Origin of the sequence: Roseateles flavus (assembly GCF_039872765.1) — a bacterium.
Taxonomy (GTDB): domain Bacteria; phylum Pseudomonadota; class Gammaproteobacteria; order Burkholderiales; family Burkholderiaceae_C; genus Roseateles_B; species Roseateles_B flavus.
The window spans coordinates 117,685-136,094 of record NZ_JBDPZC010000001.1 but is presented as its reverse complement, the minus strand read 5'-3'; the positions used below and the strand labels follow the sequence as shown (position 1 = coordinate 136,094).

The 18,410-nt window shown below is 71.7% G+C and carries 17 protein-coding genes; 15 read left to right on the top strand and 2 right to left on the bottom strand.

All coding sequences use genetic code 11. The features are described from left to right. Positions 1-71: 71 nt before the first annotated feature. Both ABDJ40_RS00670 and ABDJ40_RS00665 read left to right on the top strand, forming a co-directional pair. A complete protein-coding gene (locus ABDJ40_RS00670; protein WP_347604738.1) occupies positions 72-2,369 on the top strand; it encodes an ATP-binding protein in 2,298 nt (765 codons plus the stop codon). An 81-nt stretch (positions 2,370-2,450) separates the two neighbouring features. Then, the gene (locus ABDJ40_RS00665) at positions 2,451-2,822 is read left to right on the top strand and encodes a hypothetical protein (RefSeq protein ID WP_347604735.1); all 372 of its coding nucleotides are present in this window, start codon (positions 2,451-2,453) and stop codon (positions 2,820-2,822) included. A gap of 21 nt (positions 2,823-2,843) precedes the next feature. Here the strand turns inward: ABDJ40_RS00665 and ABDJ40_RS00660 are convergent, their stop codons facing one another. After that, positions 2,844-3,302 carry a nuclear transport factor 2 family protein gene (locus ABDJ40_RS00660; protein ID WP_347604732.1) on the bottom strand — a complete coding sequence of 153 codons (459 nt, stop codon included), beginning with the start codon at positions 3,300-3,302 and terminating at the stop codon, positions 2,844-2,846. Positions 3,303-3,432: 130 nt separating this feature from the next. Here ABDJ40_RS00660 and ABDJ40_RS00655 point away from each other — a divergent pair, with 130 nt between their 5' ends. From ABDJ40_RS00655 to infA, 4 genes are all read left to right on the top strand, one after another. Further along, positions 3,433-3,780, top strand: a complete 348-nt coding sequence (locus ABDJ40_RS00655) for an antibiotic biosynthesis monooxygenase family protein (RefSeq protein WP_347604729.1) — start codon at positions 3,433-3,435, stop codon at positions 3,778-3,780. An 85-nt stretch (positions 3,781-3,865) separates the two neighbouring features. Continuing rightward, positions 3,866-6,778, top strand: coding sequence for a DUF2339 domain-containing protein (locus ABDJ40_RS00650; protein ID WP_347604726.1), 2,913 nt, complete (start codon positions 3,866-3,868; stop codon positions 6,776-6,778). After that, positions 6,775-8,262, top strand: a complete 1,488-nt coding sequence (locus ABDJ40_RS00645; protein WP_347604723.1) for a DUF3999 family protein — start codon at positions 6,775-6,777, stop codon at positions 8,260-8,262. The genes ABDJ40_RS00650 and ABDJ40_RS00645 overlap by 4 nt, the downstream gene beginning before the upstream one ends. 552 nt (positions 8,263-8,814) lie before the next feature. Continuing rightward, on the top strand, positions 8,815-9,075 hold the full coding sequence (infA, locus tag ABDJ40_RS00640; RefSeq protein WP_269632314.1) for a translation initiation factor IF-1: 261 nt from the start codon (positions 8,815-8,817) through the stop codon (positions 9,073-9,075). Between the two features lie 73 nt (positions 9,076-9,148). On the opposite strand, the gene ABDJ40_RS00635 is transcribed toward infA, so the two are convergent. Further along, positions 9,149-9,559 (bottom strand): VOC family protein, encoded by a 411-nt coding sequence (locus ABDJ40_RS00635; protein WP_347604719.1) that lies wholly within the window; start codon positions 9,557-9,559, stop codon positions 9,149-9,151. 165 nt (positions 9,560-9,724) lie between these two features. On the opposite strand from ABDJ40_RS00635, the gene ABDJ40_RS00630 reads away from it, so the two are divergent. The 9 genes from ABDJ40_RS00630 to glcE all read left to right on the top strand — a co-directional run bounded on the left by ABDJ40_RS00630 (position 9,725) and on the right by glcE (position 18,405). Continuing rightward, positions 9,725-10,204 (top strand): retropepsin-like aspartic protease family protein, encoded by a 480-nt coding sequence (locus tag ABDJ40_RS00630; RefSeq protein ID WP_269632316.1) that lies wholly within the window; start codon positions 9,725-9,727, stop codon positions 10,202-10,204. Further along, positions 10,201-11,163 (top strand): TraB/GumN family protein, encoded by a 963-nt coding sequence (locus ABDJ40_RS00625; protein ID WP_347604715.1) that lies wholly within the window; start codon positions 10,201-10,203, stop codon positions 11,161-11,163. The genes ABDJ40_RS00630 and ABDJ40_RS00625 overlap by 4 nt, the downstream gene beginning before the upstream one ends. A 55-nt stretch (positions 11,164-11,218) precedes the next feature. Further along, the gene (locus ABDJ40_RS00620; protein WP_347604712.1) at positions 11,219-11,974 is read left to right on the top strand and encodes a PhaM family polyhydroxyalkanoate granule multifunctional regulatory protein; all 756 of its coding nucleotides are present in this window, start codon (positions 11,219-11,221) and stop codon (positions 11,972-11,974) included. A 54-nt stretch (positions 11,975-12,028) separates the two neighbouring features. Further along, positions 12,029-12,910: a LysR substrate-binding domain-containing protein gene (locus tag ABDJ40_RS00615; RefSeq protein ID WP_269632319.1), complete on the top strand. Its 882-nt coding sequence runs from the start codon at positions 12,029-12,031 to the stop codon at positions 12,908-12,910. Positions 12,911-12,919: 9 nt separating this feature from the next. Continuing rightward, positions 12,920-13,396 carry a hypothetical protein gene (locus ABDJ40_RS00610; RefSeq protein WP_347604709.1) on the top strand — a complete coding sequence of 159 codons (477 nt, stop codon included), beginning with the start codon at positions 12,920-12,922 and terminating at the stop codon, positions 13,394-13,396. Positions 13,397-13,398: 2 nt separating this feature from the next. After that, positions 13,399-13,866, top strand: a complete 468-nt coding sequence (locus ABDJ40_RS00605; protein WP_347604706.1) for a hypothetical protein — start codon at positions 13,399-13,401, stop codon at positions 13,864-13,866. Positions 13,867-14,045: 179 nt separating this feature from the next. Next, the gene (locus ABDJ40_RS00600; protein WP_347604703.1) at positions 14,046-15,704 is read left to right on the top strand and encodes an L-lactate permease; all 1,659 of its coding nucleotides are present in this window, start codon (positions 14,046-14,048) and stop codon (positions 15,702-15,704) included. Positions 15,705-15,777: 73 nt separating this feature from the next. After that, on the top strand, positions 15,778-17,277 hold the full coding sequence (locus ABDJ40_RS00595) for an FAD-linked oxidase C-terminal domain-containing protein (protein ID WP_347604700.1): 1,500 nt from the start codon (positions 15,778-15,780) through the stop codon (positions 17,275-17,277). Next, positions 17,278-18,405: a glycolate oxidase subunit GlcE gene (gene glcE, locus ABDJ40_RS00590; protein WP_347604697.1), complete on the top strand. Its 1,128-nt coding sequence runs from the start codon at positions 17,278-17,280 to the stop codon at positions 18,403-18,405. It abuts the gene before it with no gap. Positions 18,406-18,410: the final 5 nt, after the last annotated feature.

Below are 18,410 nucleotides of genomic sequence, written 5' to 3'. Positions count from 1 at the left end.
CTGCGCCAAGATGGGTCGGACGCCGGGCCTGACAGCCCGGCGTTCCATTCATCCTCTGTGAGGAGAGGCCCATGGTGAAGCGTTTGGCAGAGCTGCGCGTCCTGGCATCGCCAGGCCTCCGGGACGCCCCCGTGATGGACCGCATGTGCTCGCACTTCGTGCTCACGCTGACGGTCAAGCACGCCAACCGCTTCAACCTCCGGCGCGACTTCAACGGCCTTCTCTCCTTCACCGGCCGCCACCTCGTCTGGCCGCAGCGCGTGCTGACCCGCCTGCGGGCCTACCTCGCCCAGCGCTGCGCCCACAACGAACTCTGGGCCGGACACACGGAACTCGACGACACCCGCTTCCTCGAACGCCACGGCGTCTGGAACGGACCCTTCGCCGAGGCCACGCTCTTCTTCTACCTGGACGAATACATCAAGGATTCTCCCAAGGACATGATGGCCCTGCTGGCCAGCACCTGCGAGCACCTGGACCGTCAGCTCAAGCGCGAGTCCACCCTGGTCGAGAAGAACATCGCCTCGCTGGGCCACCTGCTGCAGCTCAACCCGGCGGAGCGCGCCATCCTGCTCTACGGCACCCTGGCCCGCTACCAGCGCGAGCTGCGCGGGGCGCTGGTGGAGTTCAAGGTCAACAACGCGCAGGAGGCCTTCGCCGCCATCGCGGCCGTGGCCGGCGTGGACGAGCGCGAGGTGGCCGAGGCCCTGCGCGCGGGCTCGCGCCTGGAACGCATCGGCATGGTGGAGAACCTGATCTCCGAGCACAACATCACCGACCTGGCCGACCTGATGAAGGTCAGCGACCAGCTCCCGCCGGTGCTGATGCGCGAGTACCGCGATCCCAACGACCTCATGGCCGTCTTCACCCGGCCGGCCACGCGCAGCGAGCTCTCGGCCCAGGACTTCCAGTTCGTCGCCGAGGACCTCGCCCTGCTGGGCCAGTTGCTGCGCCATGCGGTGGCGCGCCACCAGGCGGGCGTCAACGTGCTGCTCTACGGCCCGCCGGGCACCGGCAAGACCGAGCTGGCCAAGGTGGCGGCGCAGGCGGCCGGCCTGGACCTCTATGAAGTCGAGTACGCGGACCGCGACGGCAACTCCCTCTCCGGCCGCGACCGCTACCGCTCCCTGCAGATCAGCCAGGTCTTCCTGAAGGCCAGCAGCAATGTGGCCCTGCTCTTCGACGAGGTGGAAGACGTCTTCCCGCCCCTGTCCGGCGACACCGTCCAGCTGATGGCCCGCCTCGACTCCGCACTGGACATGCCCAGCGGCAACTCGGTCAGCGGCAAGGCCTGGGTCAACCAGATCCTGGAGAGCAACCCGGTGCCGGTGATCTGGGTCACCAACCGCATCGAGCAGATCGACCCGGCCTTCCGCCGCCGCTTCCAGTACCACCTCGAGCTCAAGTCCCCGCCGCCCGGCGCACGCCTGAGCCTGGTGCAGCGTGCCCTGGCCGACGTGCCGGTGACGGCCGAATTCCGCGAGCGCCTGGCCGCGCGCCGCGGCCTCACGCCGGCCCAGATCCGCACCGCGGTGCGCTTTGCGCAGCTGACCTGCGACGAGGAATCGGCCGCCAGCTACGAACGCCTGATCGACCGCCAGCTGCTCAACGCCGACCGCGCCCTGGGCCACCAGTCGCAGGAGCGCGAGGAGCGGCGCCGCGTCACCCAGTACGAGCTGGACCTGCTGAACTGCGAATCCCGCTATGAGGTCGCCCGCATCGTCCAGGCCCTGCGCAAGCGCGGGCACGGCAACCTCTGCTTCTACGGCCCGCCTGGCACAGGCAAGACCGCCCTGGCCGAGCATATCGCCGAGCAGCTGGGCCGGCCGCTGATGGTGCGCCAGGCCAGCGACCTCTCCAGCAAGTTCGTCGGCGAGACCGAGCAGAACATGGCCCGCATGTTCGAGTCCGCCGGCCAGGAGGGCGCGGTGCTGCTGCTGGACGAGGCCGACAGCTTCCTGCGCAGCCGCCGCATGGCCGAGCGCCACTACGAGGTCAGCGAGGTCAACGAGATGCTGGCCGGCATGGAGCGCTTCCCCGGCATCTTCATCTGCACCACCAATCTCTTCGAGGACCTGGACGAGGCCGCGCTGCGCCGCTTCGCCTTCAAGATCCGCTTCAAGCCCCTGCGCGCCGAGCAGCGCTGGACCATGTTCGAGCGCGAGGCCGGTGCCGCCCCCACGGCCGCCCAGCGCGAACGCTTGCAGCGCCTGGACAGCCTCACCCCCGGGGACTTCGCCGCCGTGCGCCAGCAGGGCGAGATCCTGGGCGAGACGCCCGGCGCCGAGGAGTTCCTCGAGCAGCTGGAGGCCGAGCACCGCGTCAAGCCCGAAGTGCGGCAGCAGCGCAACATCGGCTTCAGGCACTGAGGGTCGACCGGCGCCGCAGAGCGCACATCCGTGAAACGCGGTCGACGCACGGCCTGCGCAATGGCCCTAGGCTGGCATCCCATGCTGCTGACCCTCGCCGCACTGCTGATCTTCCTCACCGGCCTGGCCCATTCCTGGCTGGGCGAGCGTTACCTGCTGCGCCGGCTCTTCAAGCACGAGAACCTGCCGGCACTGCTGGGAAGCACCGCCTTCACGACAGGCACGCTGCGCTTCGTGTGGCACCTGCTGACCCTGGTGTGGTGGGCCCTGGCTGCCCTGGTGTTGCTGGCCGCGCAGGGGCCGCTGCAGACGCGGCTTGTGCTGCAGGTCTTCAGCGGCCTTGCCGCGCTCTCGGCGCTCTTTCCGCTGGTGTTCACGCGCGGCCGGCACCTGTCGTGGCTGGCCTTCCTGGCCATCGCCCTGCTGCTCTGGCTGGGGGCAGGCAAGACCTGACCCCCAGTTCGACCGCTGGATTCAGGGCTGCTTCGGCGGCGGCAGCGGCGTGGTCTGCGAGGAGGTCAGCAGCCACTGCCCCTGCGTCCAGGTGGCCGACAGCGCCTGCGTCATGCGCACGAGACGCGGGCTGCTGCCCATCTCCAGGGTCTGGGTGACGACGGCCGTCGGGCCGCTGACTCGCACCTGCTGGTCCAGCACCCGGTGGGGCGGCGTGGCGGTCTTCCTGTCCGCCGCATAGAAGCCGATGACGGCGGCGCGCTCGTCCACCTCACCCCGGGGTGAGACCTCCACGAACTGCGGCGACGTCAGGCGCTGCAGCGCCCCCTGGTCGAAGGCGAACTGGGCCTCGACATAGCCGCGGGCCAGGGCCTTCAGCGCGGGCTCCGCATCAGCGCCCGGCGCGGGCGGGCTGGCACAGGCGCCCAGCAGCAGCGCGCACAGCGCACAGGTCGCAAGGGTCAGCTTCATCGTGGGCATGGCAAGGGCCTGGTCAGAGGGAAGCGGCCAGCATACTCATGAACCCGCGGCGGCCTCCTGTGCTGCCGGTCATGCCTGCACCGCGCAGGTCTCCCCCGATCTTGCCAACGCGGCCTCGCCGAGACGCCTCATGTACACCGCCACCTTCATCTTCGCCAAGGGCGACTGGGACGCCGAGTTCCATGCCCTGGATGCCACCATTGCCGAGGCCGCACGCGCCCTTCCCGGCTACCTCGGCGAGGAGAGCTGGGACAACGCCGAGCGCGGCCTCGTCAGCAACGTCTACTACTGGGAGTCCCTGGAAGCGCTGCAGGCCCTGATGCAGCACCCGGCCCACCTGGAGGCCAAGCGGCAGCAGGCCCGCTGGCTGCAGGGCTACCAGGTGCATGTGGCCCAGGTGCTGCGCTCCTATGGCGACGGCCGCCTGGCGCCACCCGGTGCCACCTGCCCCGTCCATCACCCCCAGGCGGGGGACTGAAGCCCCCAGGCGCCCTGCCACAATCCGCCGCAGACGCCGCCCCGCAGCGGCAGGACAAGCGCTCGCGAAGCGCAAGGAGGATGGCATGCGTGTGCTGGGACCTGTGCTGGGCCTTTTCGTGGCCTGGATCCTGGGCGACTGGTTCGGCTGGCGCGAGGGCGGCTTCGTGGCCCTGGGCGCCGTGATGGGCGGCGTGGCGGCCCACCTGCATCGCCGCGTGAGCCAGCTGCAGGAGCAAGTCGCAGGCTTGCAGCAGCAGATGCAGTCCTCGCCGGGCTCGGTGACCACCCCGGCCTCGGGTCCGGCAGCGGCCACCACGAGGACGTCTGCAAGCACGCCCGAGACGGCACCTCCAACAGCCCCTGCCACCTTCGCCGCGCCCCCTGTGGCGCCGGCCTCGCTGGCGGAAAGCACCGTGCGGCAGTTCGCCTCCGTGCTCGCCCCGCCCGCCGCCCCTACCGCCCCTGCTGCGCTGGAGGTGGCCGAAGATCCAGCCGGCGCGCTGCCGGCAGATCCGTTGCCCGCCCCGGCCGCCAAGGTCCTGCCCGACCCCGCCCTGGAGCCCGATGAACGCAGCCTGACAGTCACCAGCAGCCTGGGCGCCAGCGTGCTGGCGTGGTTCCGCGGCGGCAACACCATCGTGCGTGTGGGCGTGCTGGTGCTGCTGGTGGGCGTGGGCCTGCTGCTGCGCTATGCCGCCGAGCACGCCGTCATTCCCCTGGCCTGGCGCCTGGCCGGCAGCGCACTGGGCGGCCTGGGCCTGACGGCGCTCGGCCTGCGCCTCACGCCCCGGCGTCGCGGCTATGGCCTCAGCCTGCAGGGCGCGGGCGTTGGCATCGCCTACATGACCCTGTTCGCGGCCTTCCGGCTCTACGGCCTGATGCCCGCTGGCCTGAGCTTCGGCCTGATGGCCCTGCTGTGCGCCGCCATCACCGCCCTGGCCCTCAAGCAGGACGCCCTCCCCCTCGCGGCCCTGGGCTTCGGAGGGGCCTTCCTCGCGCCGGTGCTTGTGTCCACCGGCCAGGGCAGCCATGTGGCGCTGCTGAGCTACTACCTGCTGCTGAACGTCAGCATCGCGGCCATCGCCCGGCACAAGCCCTGGAAGCTGCTGCACCTGGAGGGGTTCGCCTTCACCCTGGCCATCGCCTCGGCCTGGGGCTTCGGCGCCTACCAGCCCGCGCTCTTCGCGAGCACCGAGCCCTTCCTGATCGCCCATTTCCTGCTGTATCTCTACATCGGCGTGCAGTACACCCTGCACATGATCGAGCGCAGCGAGCCGGGGCAAGACCTGGCCCTGGTGGACGGCAGCCTGCTCTTCGGCACGCCCATCGCCGCCTTCGGCCTGCAGTCCGCCATGCTGCAGCACCAGCCCCTGGCCCTGGCCTTCAGCGCGGCCGTGCTGTCCGGCCTCTACCTGGTGCTGGGGCGCCGTCTGCTGCGCCTGGCGGGCGAGCGCGTACTGGTGCTGGTGGAGGGCATGCTGGCGCTGGGCCTGATCTTCCTGGCCCTGGTGACCCCTCTGGCCCTGGATGCCCGCTGGACCAGCGCCGCCTGGGCCGTGCAGGGCGCCGGCGTGCTGTGGATCGCGCTGCGCCAGCAACGCCGCTGGGCCGCGGTGATGGGGCTGCTGCTGCAGGTCCTGGCCTGCCTGGCCTACTGGGGCCATCGAGCCGGCGAAGCCCCTGCCCCGGGCGGCTGGCTCTTCATGAACAGCGCCTGGCTGGGCCTGAGCCTGCTGGTAGCGGCCCTGCTGTTCAGCAGCCATGCCCTGCAGCGCCAGCCCCGCGACAGCGCCGTGGCCCGCAGCTTCGCCGAACCGGTGATGTCGTGGATGCTGCTGACCGGCGCCCTCGTGCAGCTGTGGGCGGGCGGCGTGAAGGAGCTGGCCCAGTGGGAGCAGGCACGCTATGGCGAGGCGCTGCTGGCCGCCGGCTGGAGTGCGCTGCTGGCGCTGGCCGGTGAAGGTCTGCGCCGCCGCCTGCGCTGGCCGGCCCTGGGCGTGGCTGCGCAGGGCCTCGCGGCACTGGGTCTGGTCCTGGGCCTGGCCCGGCTGACGCTGGCGCTCGCCCGCATGGAGGGCAGCGCCGACGCCCTGCTGCTGCGCCAGGGCGGCCTGGAGATCGCCCTGCTGGGCCTGCTCGCCGCCGCCTGGCTGCTGTGGCGCCAGGACGCCGACGCGGACAGCGCGGGCCTGCCCGCCCGCCAGTTCCTGCTGACCCTGGGCGCCTGGCATCTGCTGCTGCATGCCGCGGCCCTGCCGTATGCCCTGGCCGTCGCCCATATCGGCCGCCACGAGGCCTGGACGCCCGCCGCGCTGATCGTGCTGCCGACCCTGGCCTGCCTGGCGATGCTGGGCCCGCGCCTTGCCCGACGCTGGCCGCTGCTGCCCCATCAGACCTGGCTGCGCCAGACCGTGCTGCGCCCCTGGCTGGCGGTGCTGATGGGCTGGAGCCTGCTGGCGAATCTGCTGGGCAACGGCCGCATGGATCCGCTGCCCTCGCTGCCTCTGCTCAACCCGCTGGACCTCGCCCATGGTCTGGCCCTGCTGTATGCGCTGCGCCTGGGCCGCAGCGAAGCCGATGGCCGCCTGGGCGGCGGCTGGCTCCGCTGGGGCGCGGGCCTGGCCTTCTTCTGGCTCAACAGCCTGCTGGTGCGCAGCCTGAGCCTGTGGGCCGGCACGCCCCTGTGGCTGGACGGTGCCCTGGGCAGCAGCCTGGTGCAGACCAGCCTGAGCCTGCTGTGGACGCTCTGCGCGCTGGCGACCATGGGCTGGGCCACCCGCCGTGCGCCCCCGCGCCTGGCTCGCGGCGCCTGGATGCTGGGCGCCGGCCTGCTGGGCGTGGTGGTGCTCAAGCTCTTCCTGCTGGACCTGGCCATGCTCAACAGCCTCATGCGCATTGCCAGCTTCCTCGTCGTGGGCCTGCTGATGCTGGTGATCGGCTATGTCGCCCCCCTGCCGCCGGTCGCCGGCGGCACCGATGCAAAGGCGGGCGCATGAGGTCCCCGCGTCCGCTGCCGGGCCCGGGCGGCCTGGCCCTCGCCACCTGCCGGACCGTCGTCCTGGGCATCTGCCTGAACCTGGGTGCCGCACAGGCCGGACCGACTGCCCCCGCGGCAAGCCAGGCCACGCCGGCGCCGGTCCTGGTCTGGGCGCCGCTGCAAGCGCAGCCTGGCGGTGGCCTGCAGCGCCTGGCCCTGCCTTGGGCACTGCTGGGTGCAGCCCCCGGAGCGGGGGTGGAGTCCGTGCAGGTGCTGGATGCGAAGGGTCAGGTCTTGCCCAGCGCCTGGGCAGGCCCGCCGCCCGACGGGCAGTCCCGCCGCGAGGCGACCGTGCCGCTGTGGGCCTGGCCGGAGGCGGCCGGCGCGCAGCCCGCGGATGCCGCGCGATCGCTGGACATCGAGCTTGACGAGCAAGGCCGGGTGCGCCACCTGCAGACGCACACCCGCGCCCAGCCCCCGGCGGGCACCGGCGCGCCGGGCAGTGCGCGCTGGCTGCTGGACCTGTCCGCCCTGCGCCACCCCGGCGAACGCCCGCTGGACCTGCTGCTGGACTGGGCGGCTGCGTCCGGGGGGCAGGCCTTGACCGTGCAGTTGCAAGCCAGCGACGACGCCCTGCACTGGCGCCCCCTGCGCAGCGCCCAGCTGCTGGACCTGCCCGCCGCCGCCGCGGCGCCCGCCTTGAAGCTCAGGCGCATCGACTGGCCCGCAGACCAGCCCCTGCCTCCCTACCTGCGCCTTCAATTCAAGACACCGGTGCAGCTGCACGCCGTCACGCTGAGCGCCGAGAGCCGGCAACGCCCGGACCTGGTCACCGAAAGCCTGTCCTGGCGGCCCGAGGCCCCGCAGGCCGGTGAGGCGCCCCGCTGGCGCCTGGACCTGCCCCTGCCCCTGCGCCCGGAGGCCCTGCGGGTGCGGCTGCCGGCCCTCAACCAGCTGCTGAGCCTGCGGCTGGAGCAGCGGCAGCAGGACGGCCAGGCCTGGCAGCCGGTGCAGCAGTTCGTCGCCTGGCGCATGCAGCGTGGCGGCGTGGAGGGGCAGTCGCCCGCCGAGCCCGTCCAGGCCGCGCCGGCCCGCCAGTGGCGGCTGGTGGCGCAAGGGCCGGTGCCGGCGGAACTGGCCCAGGGCGCGCTGAGCCTGGAGTGGCTGTGGCGACCGCCCCAGCTGGTCACCCTGCTGCCGGCCGATCCGGCCCAGCTGGCGGGCCTGCGCCTGCAGCTGGGGGCACCGGCGCCTGGCCCCGGCCACCTGGCGCTGCAGACCCTGATGCCCGGCTACCAGCCCGGCAGCGAGTACCAGCTGCCCGAGGCCCGGCCGGGTACGGCGCAAGTCCAGGCTGCGCCGGCACCGCCGCCTGCCTGGGAGGACCCCGCCGCCCGCAAGCGCTGGGCGCTGTGGGCCGTGCTGGGCTTCAGCGTGCTGGGCCTCGCCGGCCTGGCCTGGCGGCTCAAGGGCGAGCTGGGCAGCCCGCCGCCGCGCGCCTGAGCCTGCGCCCGCCCGGCCGGCGTTACCCAGCGCGCACCGGGCCAGGCGCGCCGCAGGCCGGCGATCCAGGCCTTCTGGGCCCGCGAAGGCGGCCACAGTTGGCATCCTGGGCGGTCGCCAGGGGGCGGGTTGCAAGGACGGCTGTTAAACTGCGTCCCATTGCTGCCGTCTCGCTTTCCTCTGCAGCATTCTGTGCGTCCCTCCCCGGCCCGAGCGGCCCGACGGACGCCACGGCCAGCAGCCGTCCTTCCCGGGGGACGCCCGCGACCCCAGGCAAGCTCGTCTGGCTCATCGATTCCTGACACCGGCAGGGCCCGCCTGTCCAGCCCGGAATCCTGAACTGCACACCCGCAACGCACACGGTCGGTGGCCCCGTCCGCGTGTCCCTGAAATGCTCCAGCCCGCGCGTGCCGCTCCCGCCGCGCAGGCGCCCGTCAGCCGATGGCTCCCCTGCAGCCCCTCGCGGCAGCCTCCTGCTGCTTCAGGCGTGGGGCAGCGGCCAGGCCCGGCCGGCGGCGTCGGACCACCAACGATTCAACAAAGGACAGATCCATGGCAAAAGAAGAACTGATCGAGATGCGCGGCAAGGTCGACGAAGTGCTGCCGGATTCGCGCTTTCGCGTGACCCTGGAGAACGGGCACTCGCTGGTGGCCTACACCGGTGGCAAGATGCGCCGCCACAACATCCGCATCCTGGCAGGCGACCAGGTCTCGCTGGAGCTGTCGCCCTACGACCTGAACAAGGGCCGCATCACCTTCCGCCACCTGGAGCCCCGCGCCGGCGGTGCGCCGATGGCCCGCCGCCGCTTCTGATCATCGCCCTGGCCCCGGCCAGGCGCGGCGCAGCAGGCCTCCCCTTGCGGAGGCCTTTTTCATGGCGCCGGACTCAATGCCAGCGAGGAGCTGCGCCACCGACGGCGCGGATCTCCAGGGCATTGCCGCTGGGATCGCGGATGAACATGGTCCAGCGCTCGCCCGCCCGGCCCTCCTGCTCGCAATGCGGCGGCACCTCGAAGCGGGTGCCCGCGGCCATCAGGCGCTGGGCGAGGTTGCGCCACTGCGGCAGCGCCAGGCAGGCGTCCAGCGGGCCCGGGGCCACGCCAGGCGCATCGGTGTCGTCCGGCCACACGGCCAGATGGGTCCCGAAGAAGTCAAAGCTCAGGGCGCACTCGGCAGGCGGGGACTCCCTGCAGCCCAGCAGCTCGCCATAGAAGGCGCGGGCCTGGCCCAGGTCATGCACGCGGATCGCCCAGGCCGTGGGCCGGGGCTCGGAAGGGGCGGCGGAGGCAGTGAACATCCTTGAATCTCCCGAGAATCCTGGATACCGGAGGACACGGATATGCAACGTCCTGTTGCATTGGCCGCCCAGAATAGCCAAGCTGCCCGCCGCTGGCGAGCCGGCCTAGGGGCGCACGTGCGCGCATGCGACGCCTGTCCCTCAAAGCTGTGGCATCGTGCGCACATGAGCCAGGAATTGCCTTCCACCTTCAAGCTGCTGACGATCTGGCTGCTGATCCTCACTGCCGTCTTCCTGGCGGTGCTGGCCTGGCAGCACCAGCGCGAACGCCCGCGCTTCACCCTCAACGAGCGCGAGCTGCGCCTGCAGCGGGGCCCGGACGGCCACTTCCACTGGCCAGGCCGGCTGGCGGGCCGGGACACCGTCTTCCTGGTCGACACCGGCGCCACCACCACGGCCCTGCCCCGTGCCCTCGCGGATCAGCTGGGATTGCGGCCCCTCGAATCCCTGCGCAGCAACACGGCCGGCGGCGTGGTCGATGGCTACGCGGCCGAGGTGGACCTGAGCCTGGAGGGCGGCCTGCAGGCGCCGCGCCTGCGCGTGGTCGTGCTGCCGACACTGGACGCCCCCCTGCTGGGCATGGACGTGCTGGGCCGGCTGAAGTTCAGCCAGCACGCGGGAGAATTCACCGTGGAGCGCCCATGAATCTGGTCCGACACTGCCTGCGCCGCTGCGGCGCGGCCCTCTTCGCTCTGTGGCTGGCGGGCGCCGCCCAGGCCCAGGACTGCCCGCCGCCGCTGTCGGCGCCCAATCCCGCCCTGCTGGCCCAGCCGCCGGCCGGCGCGCCGGACCGCGGCCTGCTGTGGCAGCTCGAGAAGGACGGCCGCAGTGCCTGGCTCTTCGCCAGCATCCACCTGGGGCGGCCGGAGTGGCTGATCCCGGGCCCGCGGCTGCAGGCGGCCCTGGACGCCAGCGACACCCTGGCCCTGGAGCTCGACCTGAGCAATGTCTATGTGCTGCAGGCCCTGATGAGCCCGGTGCCGGGCCGTCCTTCGCTCCCCCTGCCCCCGGATCTGAAGGCCCGCATGCAGGCCCTCGCCCGCAGCAGCTGCACGGATCTGACACCCTACGCCACGCTGCACCCCGTGCTGCAGGTGGGCCAGCTGCTGGCCCAGAGTGCCCGCAGGGACGGGCTGGGCGCGGAGTTCGGCCAGGAGATGGGGCTGATGATCCAGGCCCGGCTGCGCGGGCTCGAGTTCGCCGGCCTGGAGACCCCCACGCTGCAGCTGCAGGCCCTGATCCCGGCGGACCGCCAGGAAGCGCTGGAGGAAGTGCGCGAGAGCCTGCGCCAGCTGGAATCGCCCGAGGTGCGCCTCCAGACCCGCCGCCTGGCCGAGGCCTGGGCCCAGGGGGACCTGCGCACGCTGGAAACCTACGAGCAGTGGTGCGACTGCGTCCACAGCGCCGCCGATCGCGCCGCACTCAAGCGCACGATCGCCGACCGCAACCCGGGCATGGCCGAGCGCATCGCCCGGCTGCATGGCAAGGGCCGGCGCCTGCTGGTGGCCGTCGGGGCCCTGCACATGACCGGCGAGGGCAGCCTGCTGGAGGCCCTGCAGGCGCGTGGCTTCAGGGTCACGCAGCGCTGGCCGGAGCCGCGCTGAGCGGCGGTCCGCCGCGCCTTGGCGCTACCATCGCGCCATCACCCCAGGAGGCCCCATGGCAGACAGCAGCAGCTTCAGCAAGTTCGTGCCCGGTTTCGAGTTCCTGCAGGGCCTGGTCAAGAACGCCGGCGCGGCCCTGCCGGGCATCGGCCAGTGGGTCGCCCCCACGCTGAACCCGGAGGAGCTCTCCAAGCGCATCGAGGAGCTGCGCACCGTGCAGTTCTGGCTGGAGCAGAACGCCCGCATGCTGGGCGCCACCATCCAGGCGCTGGAGGTGCAGCGCATGACGCTGTCCACGCTGAAGTCCATGAACGTGCCCCTCGCCGAGCTGGGCGAGACGCTCAAGGTGCCGCCCATGCCCGAGTACAAGCTGCCGGAGATGCCGGGCATGCCTGCGGCGGCCGCGCCCAAGGCGCACAAGCCTGCCGCCAAGGCCACGAAAGCCGCGAAGGCCGCCGAGGCGCCCGCCCTGCCCGGCCTGGGTGCGGTGGACCCCATGCAGTGGTGGTCGGCGCTCAGCAACCAGTTCACGCAGCTGGCCACCCAGGCCATGAAGGACGGCGCGACCGATGCCGCGAAGAACCTGGCCGGCACCATGGTCAAGCAGAGCTTCGACGCAGCGGGCGAGACGATCAAGAAAGCCGCCGCCATGCCCCTGAACGTGGCCAAGAGCGCGGCCGCCGCGGCCGGCGCGGCTGCCGGTGCCGCCGCCGGGGCTGCCGCGAACGCGGCGACCAGGCCCGCGGTGAAGGCCGCGGTGAAGGCGTCCACACGCAAGGCCCCGGCCAGCAAGCGCGGCAGCGTGCGCTGAGAGGCCGGCCCGGCCGTCCCGCGACTGTTTGCGCCAGCCTCCCCCACGCCGCGCATGGCCGCCCCCCGCATCCCGCCCATCCAGAGCCTGCTGGCCTTCGAGGCCGTGGCGCGGCTGCGCAGCGTGAGCCTGGCGGCCGAGGAACTGAGCGTGACGCCCAGCGCCGTCAGCCACCGCATCCGCCAGCTGGAGTCGCAGCTGGGCTTCAAGCTCTTCGGCCGGGACTTCAGCCCTTCCGATGAAGGCCAGCGCTACCTGCCCTCGGTGCGCCAGGGGCTCAAGGCCCTGCAGCAGATCCCCCGTCCGGACGGCCCCGGCCTGCAGTCCGCCCGGCTGCGCCTGGCGGTGACGCCCACCTTCTCGCGCCAGATCCTGCTGCCGCGCCTGGCCCTGTTCCGCCATGCCTATCCGGAGATCGAGCTGGTGATGCAGGTGGCCATCCCGCTGACCAACACCAAGTCCGAGGATGCCGACCTCGAAATCCGCTACGGCACCGGCGACTACCCCGGCCTCGAGTACCGCCGCATCCTCAGCGACGAGCTCACCCCCGTCTGCAGCCCCGAGTACCTGCACGAGTTCGGTCCCTTCGAGGGCTTCGACAGCGCCGAGGACATCCGCCGCGCCCGCCTCATCCGCAGCCCGCTGGACCCCTGGAGCACCTGGTTCGAGGCCCACGGCATCCACCTGGACGAGCCCCGCACCGGCGCGCAGTTCAACGACGTCGGCCTGGTGCTGGACGCCGCGGCGGCCGGCTTCGGCGTGGCGCTGATGCGCATGAAGCTGGGCCTGACCTGGCTGGACAGCGGCCGCCTGCTGCGCCTCTCGCCCCGCACCGTGCCCTCGCCCTTCCACCACTACCTGTGCTGGAAGCAGGGGACCATGGAGCGCTGGGAGTGCGCGGCGTTTGCGGACTGGTTGTTCAAGGCGCTGGGCTAGCAGCGCGGCATGCCGGTCACGCCCTTTCATTTCGGCCTGGGCGCCGCCCTGCACGGCGCTGCGCCCCGCCATCTGAGCTTCCTCGCCTTCTGCGCCGCCAATGTGCTGATCGACGTGGAGTCCGTCTGGAACCTCCTGCACGGACAGGCCCAGGTCCATGCCTTCTTCCACACCTACGTCGGTGCAACGCTCGCCGGCCTCGCGACGGCCGCGCTGTGCGGGCGGTGGCGGCGCTGGCGGCTGGGGCATCCCCTGCCGACACCGCACCGGCGCTCGCTCCTGCTCGGCGCCCTGCTGGGTGCCTGGAGCCACGTGATGCTGGACAGCGTCATGCATGCCGACATCCGCCCGCTGGCGCCGTTCAGCGAGTCCAACGCGCTCTTTCGCCTCATCGCGCTGCCCGAGCTGCACCTGATCCTCCTCGGGCTGGGCGTGCTGGGCGGGATGGCCGCCTGGCTGCGGCGGCTGCACGAGGGAGACCGTTGAGCATGCACGTCGAGACCCTGACGCTGGAGCGTGTGTTCGATGTGCAGCGGCCGACCATCGGACGCAGCCGCGACACCACCTCGGACTTCTCCTTCGAGGCACAGGGCCGCAAGGTGTACGGCCTCAACGCGCCCGGCACCCCGAGCCTGAAGGCGGGCGACCGGGTCAGCTTCGTGCTCCGGGAGTCCGGCAACTTCCAGTCACTCGTGGGATGGCACAACCACACCACGGGCGAGGACGTGCTGCCCAGGCACCGCTCCCTGGGCCGCGGCCTCTTCCACGCCGGAGTCATCCTGGTCTTCGGATGGATGATGTTCTCGACGGCGGAGCAGCCCGGCGTCCGTCTCATGACTGGCGGCCTGCTGGCCCTGTTCGTCCTGATCGCCATCAGCACCGTGCAGAACGCCTGGCAAGGCCAGCAGGCGGCCCGTGTCATCCGGTCACTGCGGGAATCAGCCGAGGGCCGCTGACAACAGCTTGACGCCTCCGCGATGACGGCCTCCGGATCTACCCTGTGTCCGCCCCCGCTTTGAAATTTCCTCAAAGCCCCGCCCGCGAGGATTCACGCCGCGCCTGACCCTGGCCCCGCACCATCGCTCCCCAGTGGCTCATTCCCAAGGGCCCACCCCAAGAGCGACTGGAGACAACCATGGTCTGGCAACAGGTCTACAACCCCTTCGACAACATGCTGCTCAGCACGCTGGTGGCCGCCATTCCGGTGGTGGTCATGCTGCTGGGCCTGGGCGTGTTCCACCTCAAGGCCCATGTGGCGGCGGCGGCCGGCCTGGCCAGTGCGCTGCTGATCGCCATCCTGGCCTTCGGCATGCCGGCGGGCATGGCCACGCGGGCCGCGCTGCTGGGCGGGCTCACCGGCCTGCTGCCCATCGGCTGGATCGTGCTGAACATCATCTTCCTGCACCAGCTGACCGAGCAGAACGGCAGCTTCAAGGTGCTGCAGGACTCCATCGCCGGCATCACGCAGGACAGGCGTCTGCAGCTGCTGCTGATCGCCTTCGCCTTCGGCGCCTTCTTCGAGGGCGCGGCCGGCTTCGGCACGCCGGTGGCGGTGACGGCGGCCATCCTGATCGGCCTCGGCTTCTCGCCTCTGGCCGCCTCGGGCCTCTCGCTGATCGCCAACACCGCGCCGGTGGCCTACGGGGCCCTGGGCACGCCGGTGATCACGCTGGCCAAGGTGCACGGCTACGACCTGATGGCCGTTTCCGGCATGATCGGCCGCCAGCTGCCCTTCTTCTCGCTGCTGGTGCCCTTCTGGCTGATCTGGGCCTTCGCCGGGCGCAAGGCGATGATGGAGATCTGGCCCGCCATCCTGGTGACCGGCGTCTCCTTCGCCATCCCGCAGTACCTGGTGAGCAACTTCATCGGCCCCGAGCTGGTGGACGTGATCGCCGCCATGGTGTCAATGACCTGCCTGGTGGGCTTCCTGCGCGTCTGGCAGCCCAGGAAGCTGTGGACCTCGGTCTCGCTGAAGGGCCATGAGCAGGACGGCGGCACCGCCCTGCCGCCGCAGAAGCCGCAGGTGCACCCGCGCGCCGCCGTCATCAAGGCCTGGACGCCCTGGGTGATCCTGACCGTCTTCGTGTTCGCCTGGGGCCTGCCGGTCACCAAGACCTGGCTCAACGGCATCTTCGCGCCCAAGTTCGTCATCGAGGGCCTGCACAAGATGGTGCAGAAGGTCGCCCCCGTCGTGCCCACGCCGCACAGCGAGGCCGCCGAGTACGTCTTCAACCTGCTGTCCTCCACCGGCACCGGCATCCTGGTGGCGGCGATCATCGGCGGCCTGCTGATGGGCTACGGCCTCCCGGCCCTGGTCCGCACCTTCTTCAAGACGGTGTGGCTGGTGCGCACCTCGCTGCTGACCATCGTGCTGATGCTGGCCCTGGGCACGCTGACGCGCTACAGCGGCCTGGACACCACCCTGGGCCTGGCCTTCGCCGGCACCGGCGTGCTCTACCCCTTCTTCGGCACCCTGATGGGCTGGCTGGGCGTGGCGCTGACCGGCTCGGACACCGCCTCCAACGTGCTCTTCGGCGGCATGCAGAAGGTGGCGGCCGAGCAGCTGGGCCTCAACCCCAACCTGATGGGCGCGGCCAACAGCTCCGGCGGCGTGATGGGCAAGATGATCGACGCGCAGTCCATCGTCGTGGCCTCCACCGCCACCCGCTGGTTCAACCACGAGGGCGACATCCTGCGCTACGTCTTCTTCCACAGCATCGCGCTGGCCTGCCTGGTGGGGATCTTCGTGACCCTGCAGGCCTATGTGCCGCCCTTCACCTGGCTGGTGAGGTAAGCCGGCCCGCGCGCGACCCGCGGCGGGGCTACAGTGAGACGCTGAGCCCCGCCCTTTGCATGAAGCCCCCGCCATGAACGCGAACGACGCCGCCCCGCTCTCCCCGGCCGAGCGCAGCCAGCGCCAGCACCGCCTGGTGCAGGCCCTGCGCGGCCTGCTGCCCGCCCATGCCCTCCTGTGGCAGGCGGAAGAGACCACGCCCTACGAGTGCGATGGCCTCTCCGCCTACCGCGCCCGCCCCCTGGCCGTGGCCCTGCCCGAGACCGAGGCGCAGGTGGCCGCGGTGCTGCGCTGCTGCCTGGAACTGGAGATCCCCGTGGTGGCGCGCGGCGCCGGCACCGGCCTCTCGGGCGGCGCCCTGCCGCATCCGGACGGCCTGGTGCTCTCGCTGGCCCGTCTCAACGAGATCCTGGACATCGACCCCCTCGCCCGCACCGCCCGCGTGCAGTGCGGCGTGCGCAACCTGGCGATCTCGGAGGCCGCCGCGCCCCTGGGCCTCTACTACGCGCCCGATCCCAGCAGCCAGATCGCCTGCACCATCGGCGGCAACATCGCCGAGAACTCCGGCGGCGTGCACTGCCTGAAGTACGGCCTGACCCTGCACAACGTGCTGCGGGTCAAGGGTTTCACCGTGCGCGGCGAAACCGTCGTGTTCGGCTCCGAGGCCCTGGACGTGCCAGGTCTTGACCTGCTGCCCGCCGTGGTCGGCAGCGAAGGCATGCTGGCCGTGGTGACCGAGGTGACGGTGCGTCTGCTGCCCCGCCCCATCCTGGCGCGCTGCATCATGGCCAGCTTCGACGACATCCGCAAGGCCGGCCAGGCCGTGGCCGACCTCATCGCCGCCGGCATCATCCCCGCCGGCCTGGAGATGATGGACAAGCCCATGACCGCCGCCGTGGAGGACTTCGTCCACGCCGGCTACGACCTCACGGCCGAGGCCATCCTGCTGTGCGAGAGCGACGGCACGCCGGACGAGGTCGACGAGGAGATCGAGCGCATGAGCGCCGTGCTGCGCGCCAGCGGCGCCACGCAGATTTCAGTGAGCGCCGACGAGGCCCAGCGCCTGCGCTTCTGGAGCGGCCGCAAGAATGCCTTCCCTGCGTCCGGCCGCCTGAGCCCGGACTACATGTGCATGGACTCCACCATCCCGCGCAAGCGCCTGGCGGACATCCTCCTGGCCATCGCCGAGATGGAGAAGAAGTACGGCCTGCGCTGCGCCAACGTCTTCCATGCGGGCGACGGCAACCTGCACCCGCTCATCCTCTTCGATGCCAACGACCCGGACCAGCTGGACCGCTGCGAGCGCTTCGGCGCGGAGATCCTGGAGACCAGCGTGGCCCTGGGCGGCACCATCACCGGCGAGCATGGCGTGGGCATCGAGAAGCTCTCGTCCATGTGCGTGCAGTTCAGCCCCGAGGAGCTGCAGCAGATGCGCGACTTCAAGGCCGCCTTCGACCCGCAAGGCCTGCTCAACCCCGGCAAGCTCATCCCCAGCCATGCCCGCTGTGCGGAATACGGCAAGATGCACGTCCGTAAGGGCCTGCTGGCCTTCCCCGATCTGCCGAGGTTCTGAATGAGCGCACAAGCCACGCCCTCCCCCCGCATCGCGCCGGCCGACCTGGGCCTGCTGCAGGCCCGCATCCGCGAGGCCGCGGCCCGGGGTCAGGTCTTGCAGATCCGAGGCCAGGGCAGCAAGCAGTTCTATGGCGGCGAGCCCTGGGGCGAGCTGCTGGAACTGGGCGAGCTGCCCGGCCTCAGCGGCATCAGCGCCTACGAACCCACCGAGCTGGTGGTGACGGCCAAGGCCGCGACGCCGCTGGCCGAGCTGGAAGCGCTGCTGGCCGCCCAGGGCCAGCACCTGGCCTTCGAGCCCCCCCGCTTCGACGGCCGCGGCACCGTGGGCGGCATGGTGGCGGCGGGCCTCTCCGGCCCCTCGCGCGCCACGCAGGGCTCGTTGCGGGACCACGTGCTGGGCCTGACCATGGTCAACGGCCGCGGCGAGCTGCTGAGCTTCGGCGGCACCGTGATGAAGAACGTGGCCGGCTACGACCTGCCCCGCCTCATGTGCGGCGGCCTGGGCGTGCTGGGCGTGATCGCCGAGGTCTCGCTGAAGGTGCTGCCCCTGCCGGTGGCGCGCTGCACCCTGCGCTTCGACATGCCCGAGGCCGAGGCCCTGCAGCAGATGAACCGCTGGTCCGGCCGCCCTTTGCCCCTGCGCGCGAGCGCCGCCTGGGACGGCGCGCTGGTGCTGGAGCTGGCCGGCGCCGAGCGCGCCGTGGCCGCGGCCCGGCGAGAGCTGGGCGGCGAGCTGATCCCCGAGGACCTCGCAACCGGCTTCTGGCGCGGCCTGCGCGACCACAGCGACGAGTTCTTCGTCGGCGCCTGCCGTGCGGTGCAGGGCGGTGCCAAGCTCTGGCGGCTCTCGCTGCCGCAGACGGCGCCCAGCCTGCGCATCCCCGGCGAGCAGATGATCGAATGGGGCGGCGCCCAGCGCTGGGTCACCACGCCCCTGCCCGCGGCGCAGCTGCGCGAGCTCGCGGCCCAGGCCGGCGGCCATGCCACGCTGTTCCGCGCACTGGACAAGTCCGAGGGCGTGTTCAGCCCCCTGAGCGCGCCGCTGGCCCGCATCCACCGCGATCTCAAGACCGCCTTCGACCCCTCCGGCATCTTCAACCGCGGCCGGCTCTACCCCGACTTCTGACCCCC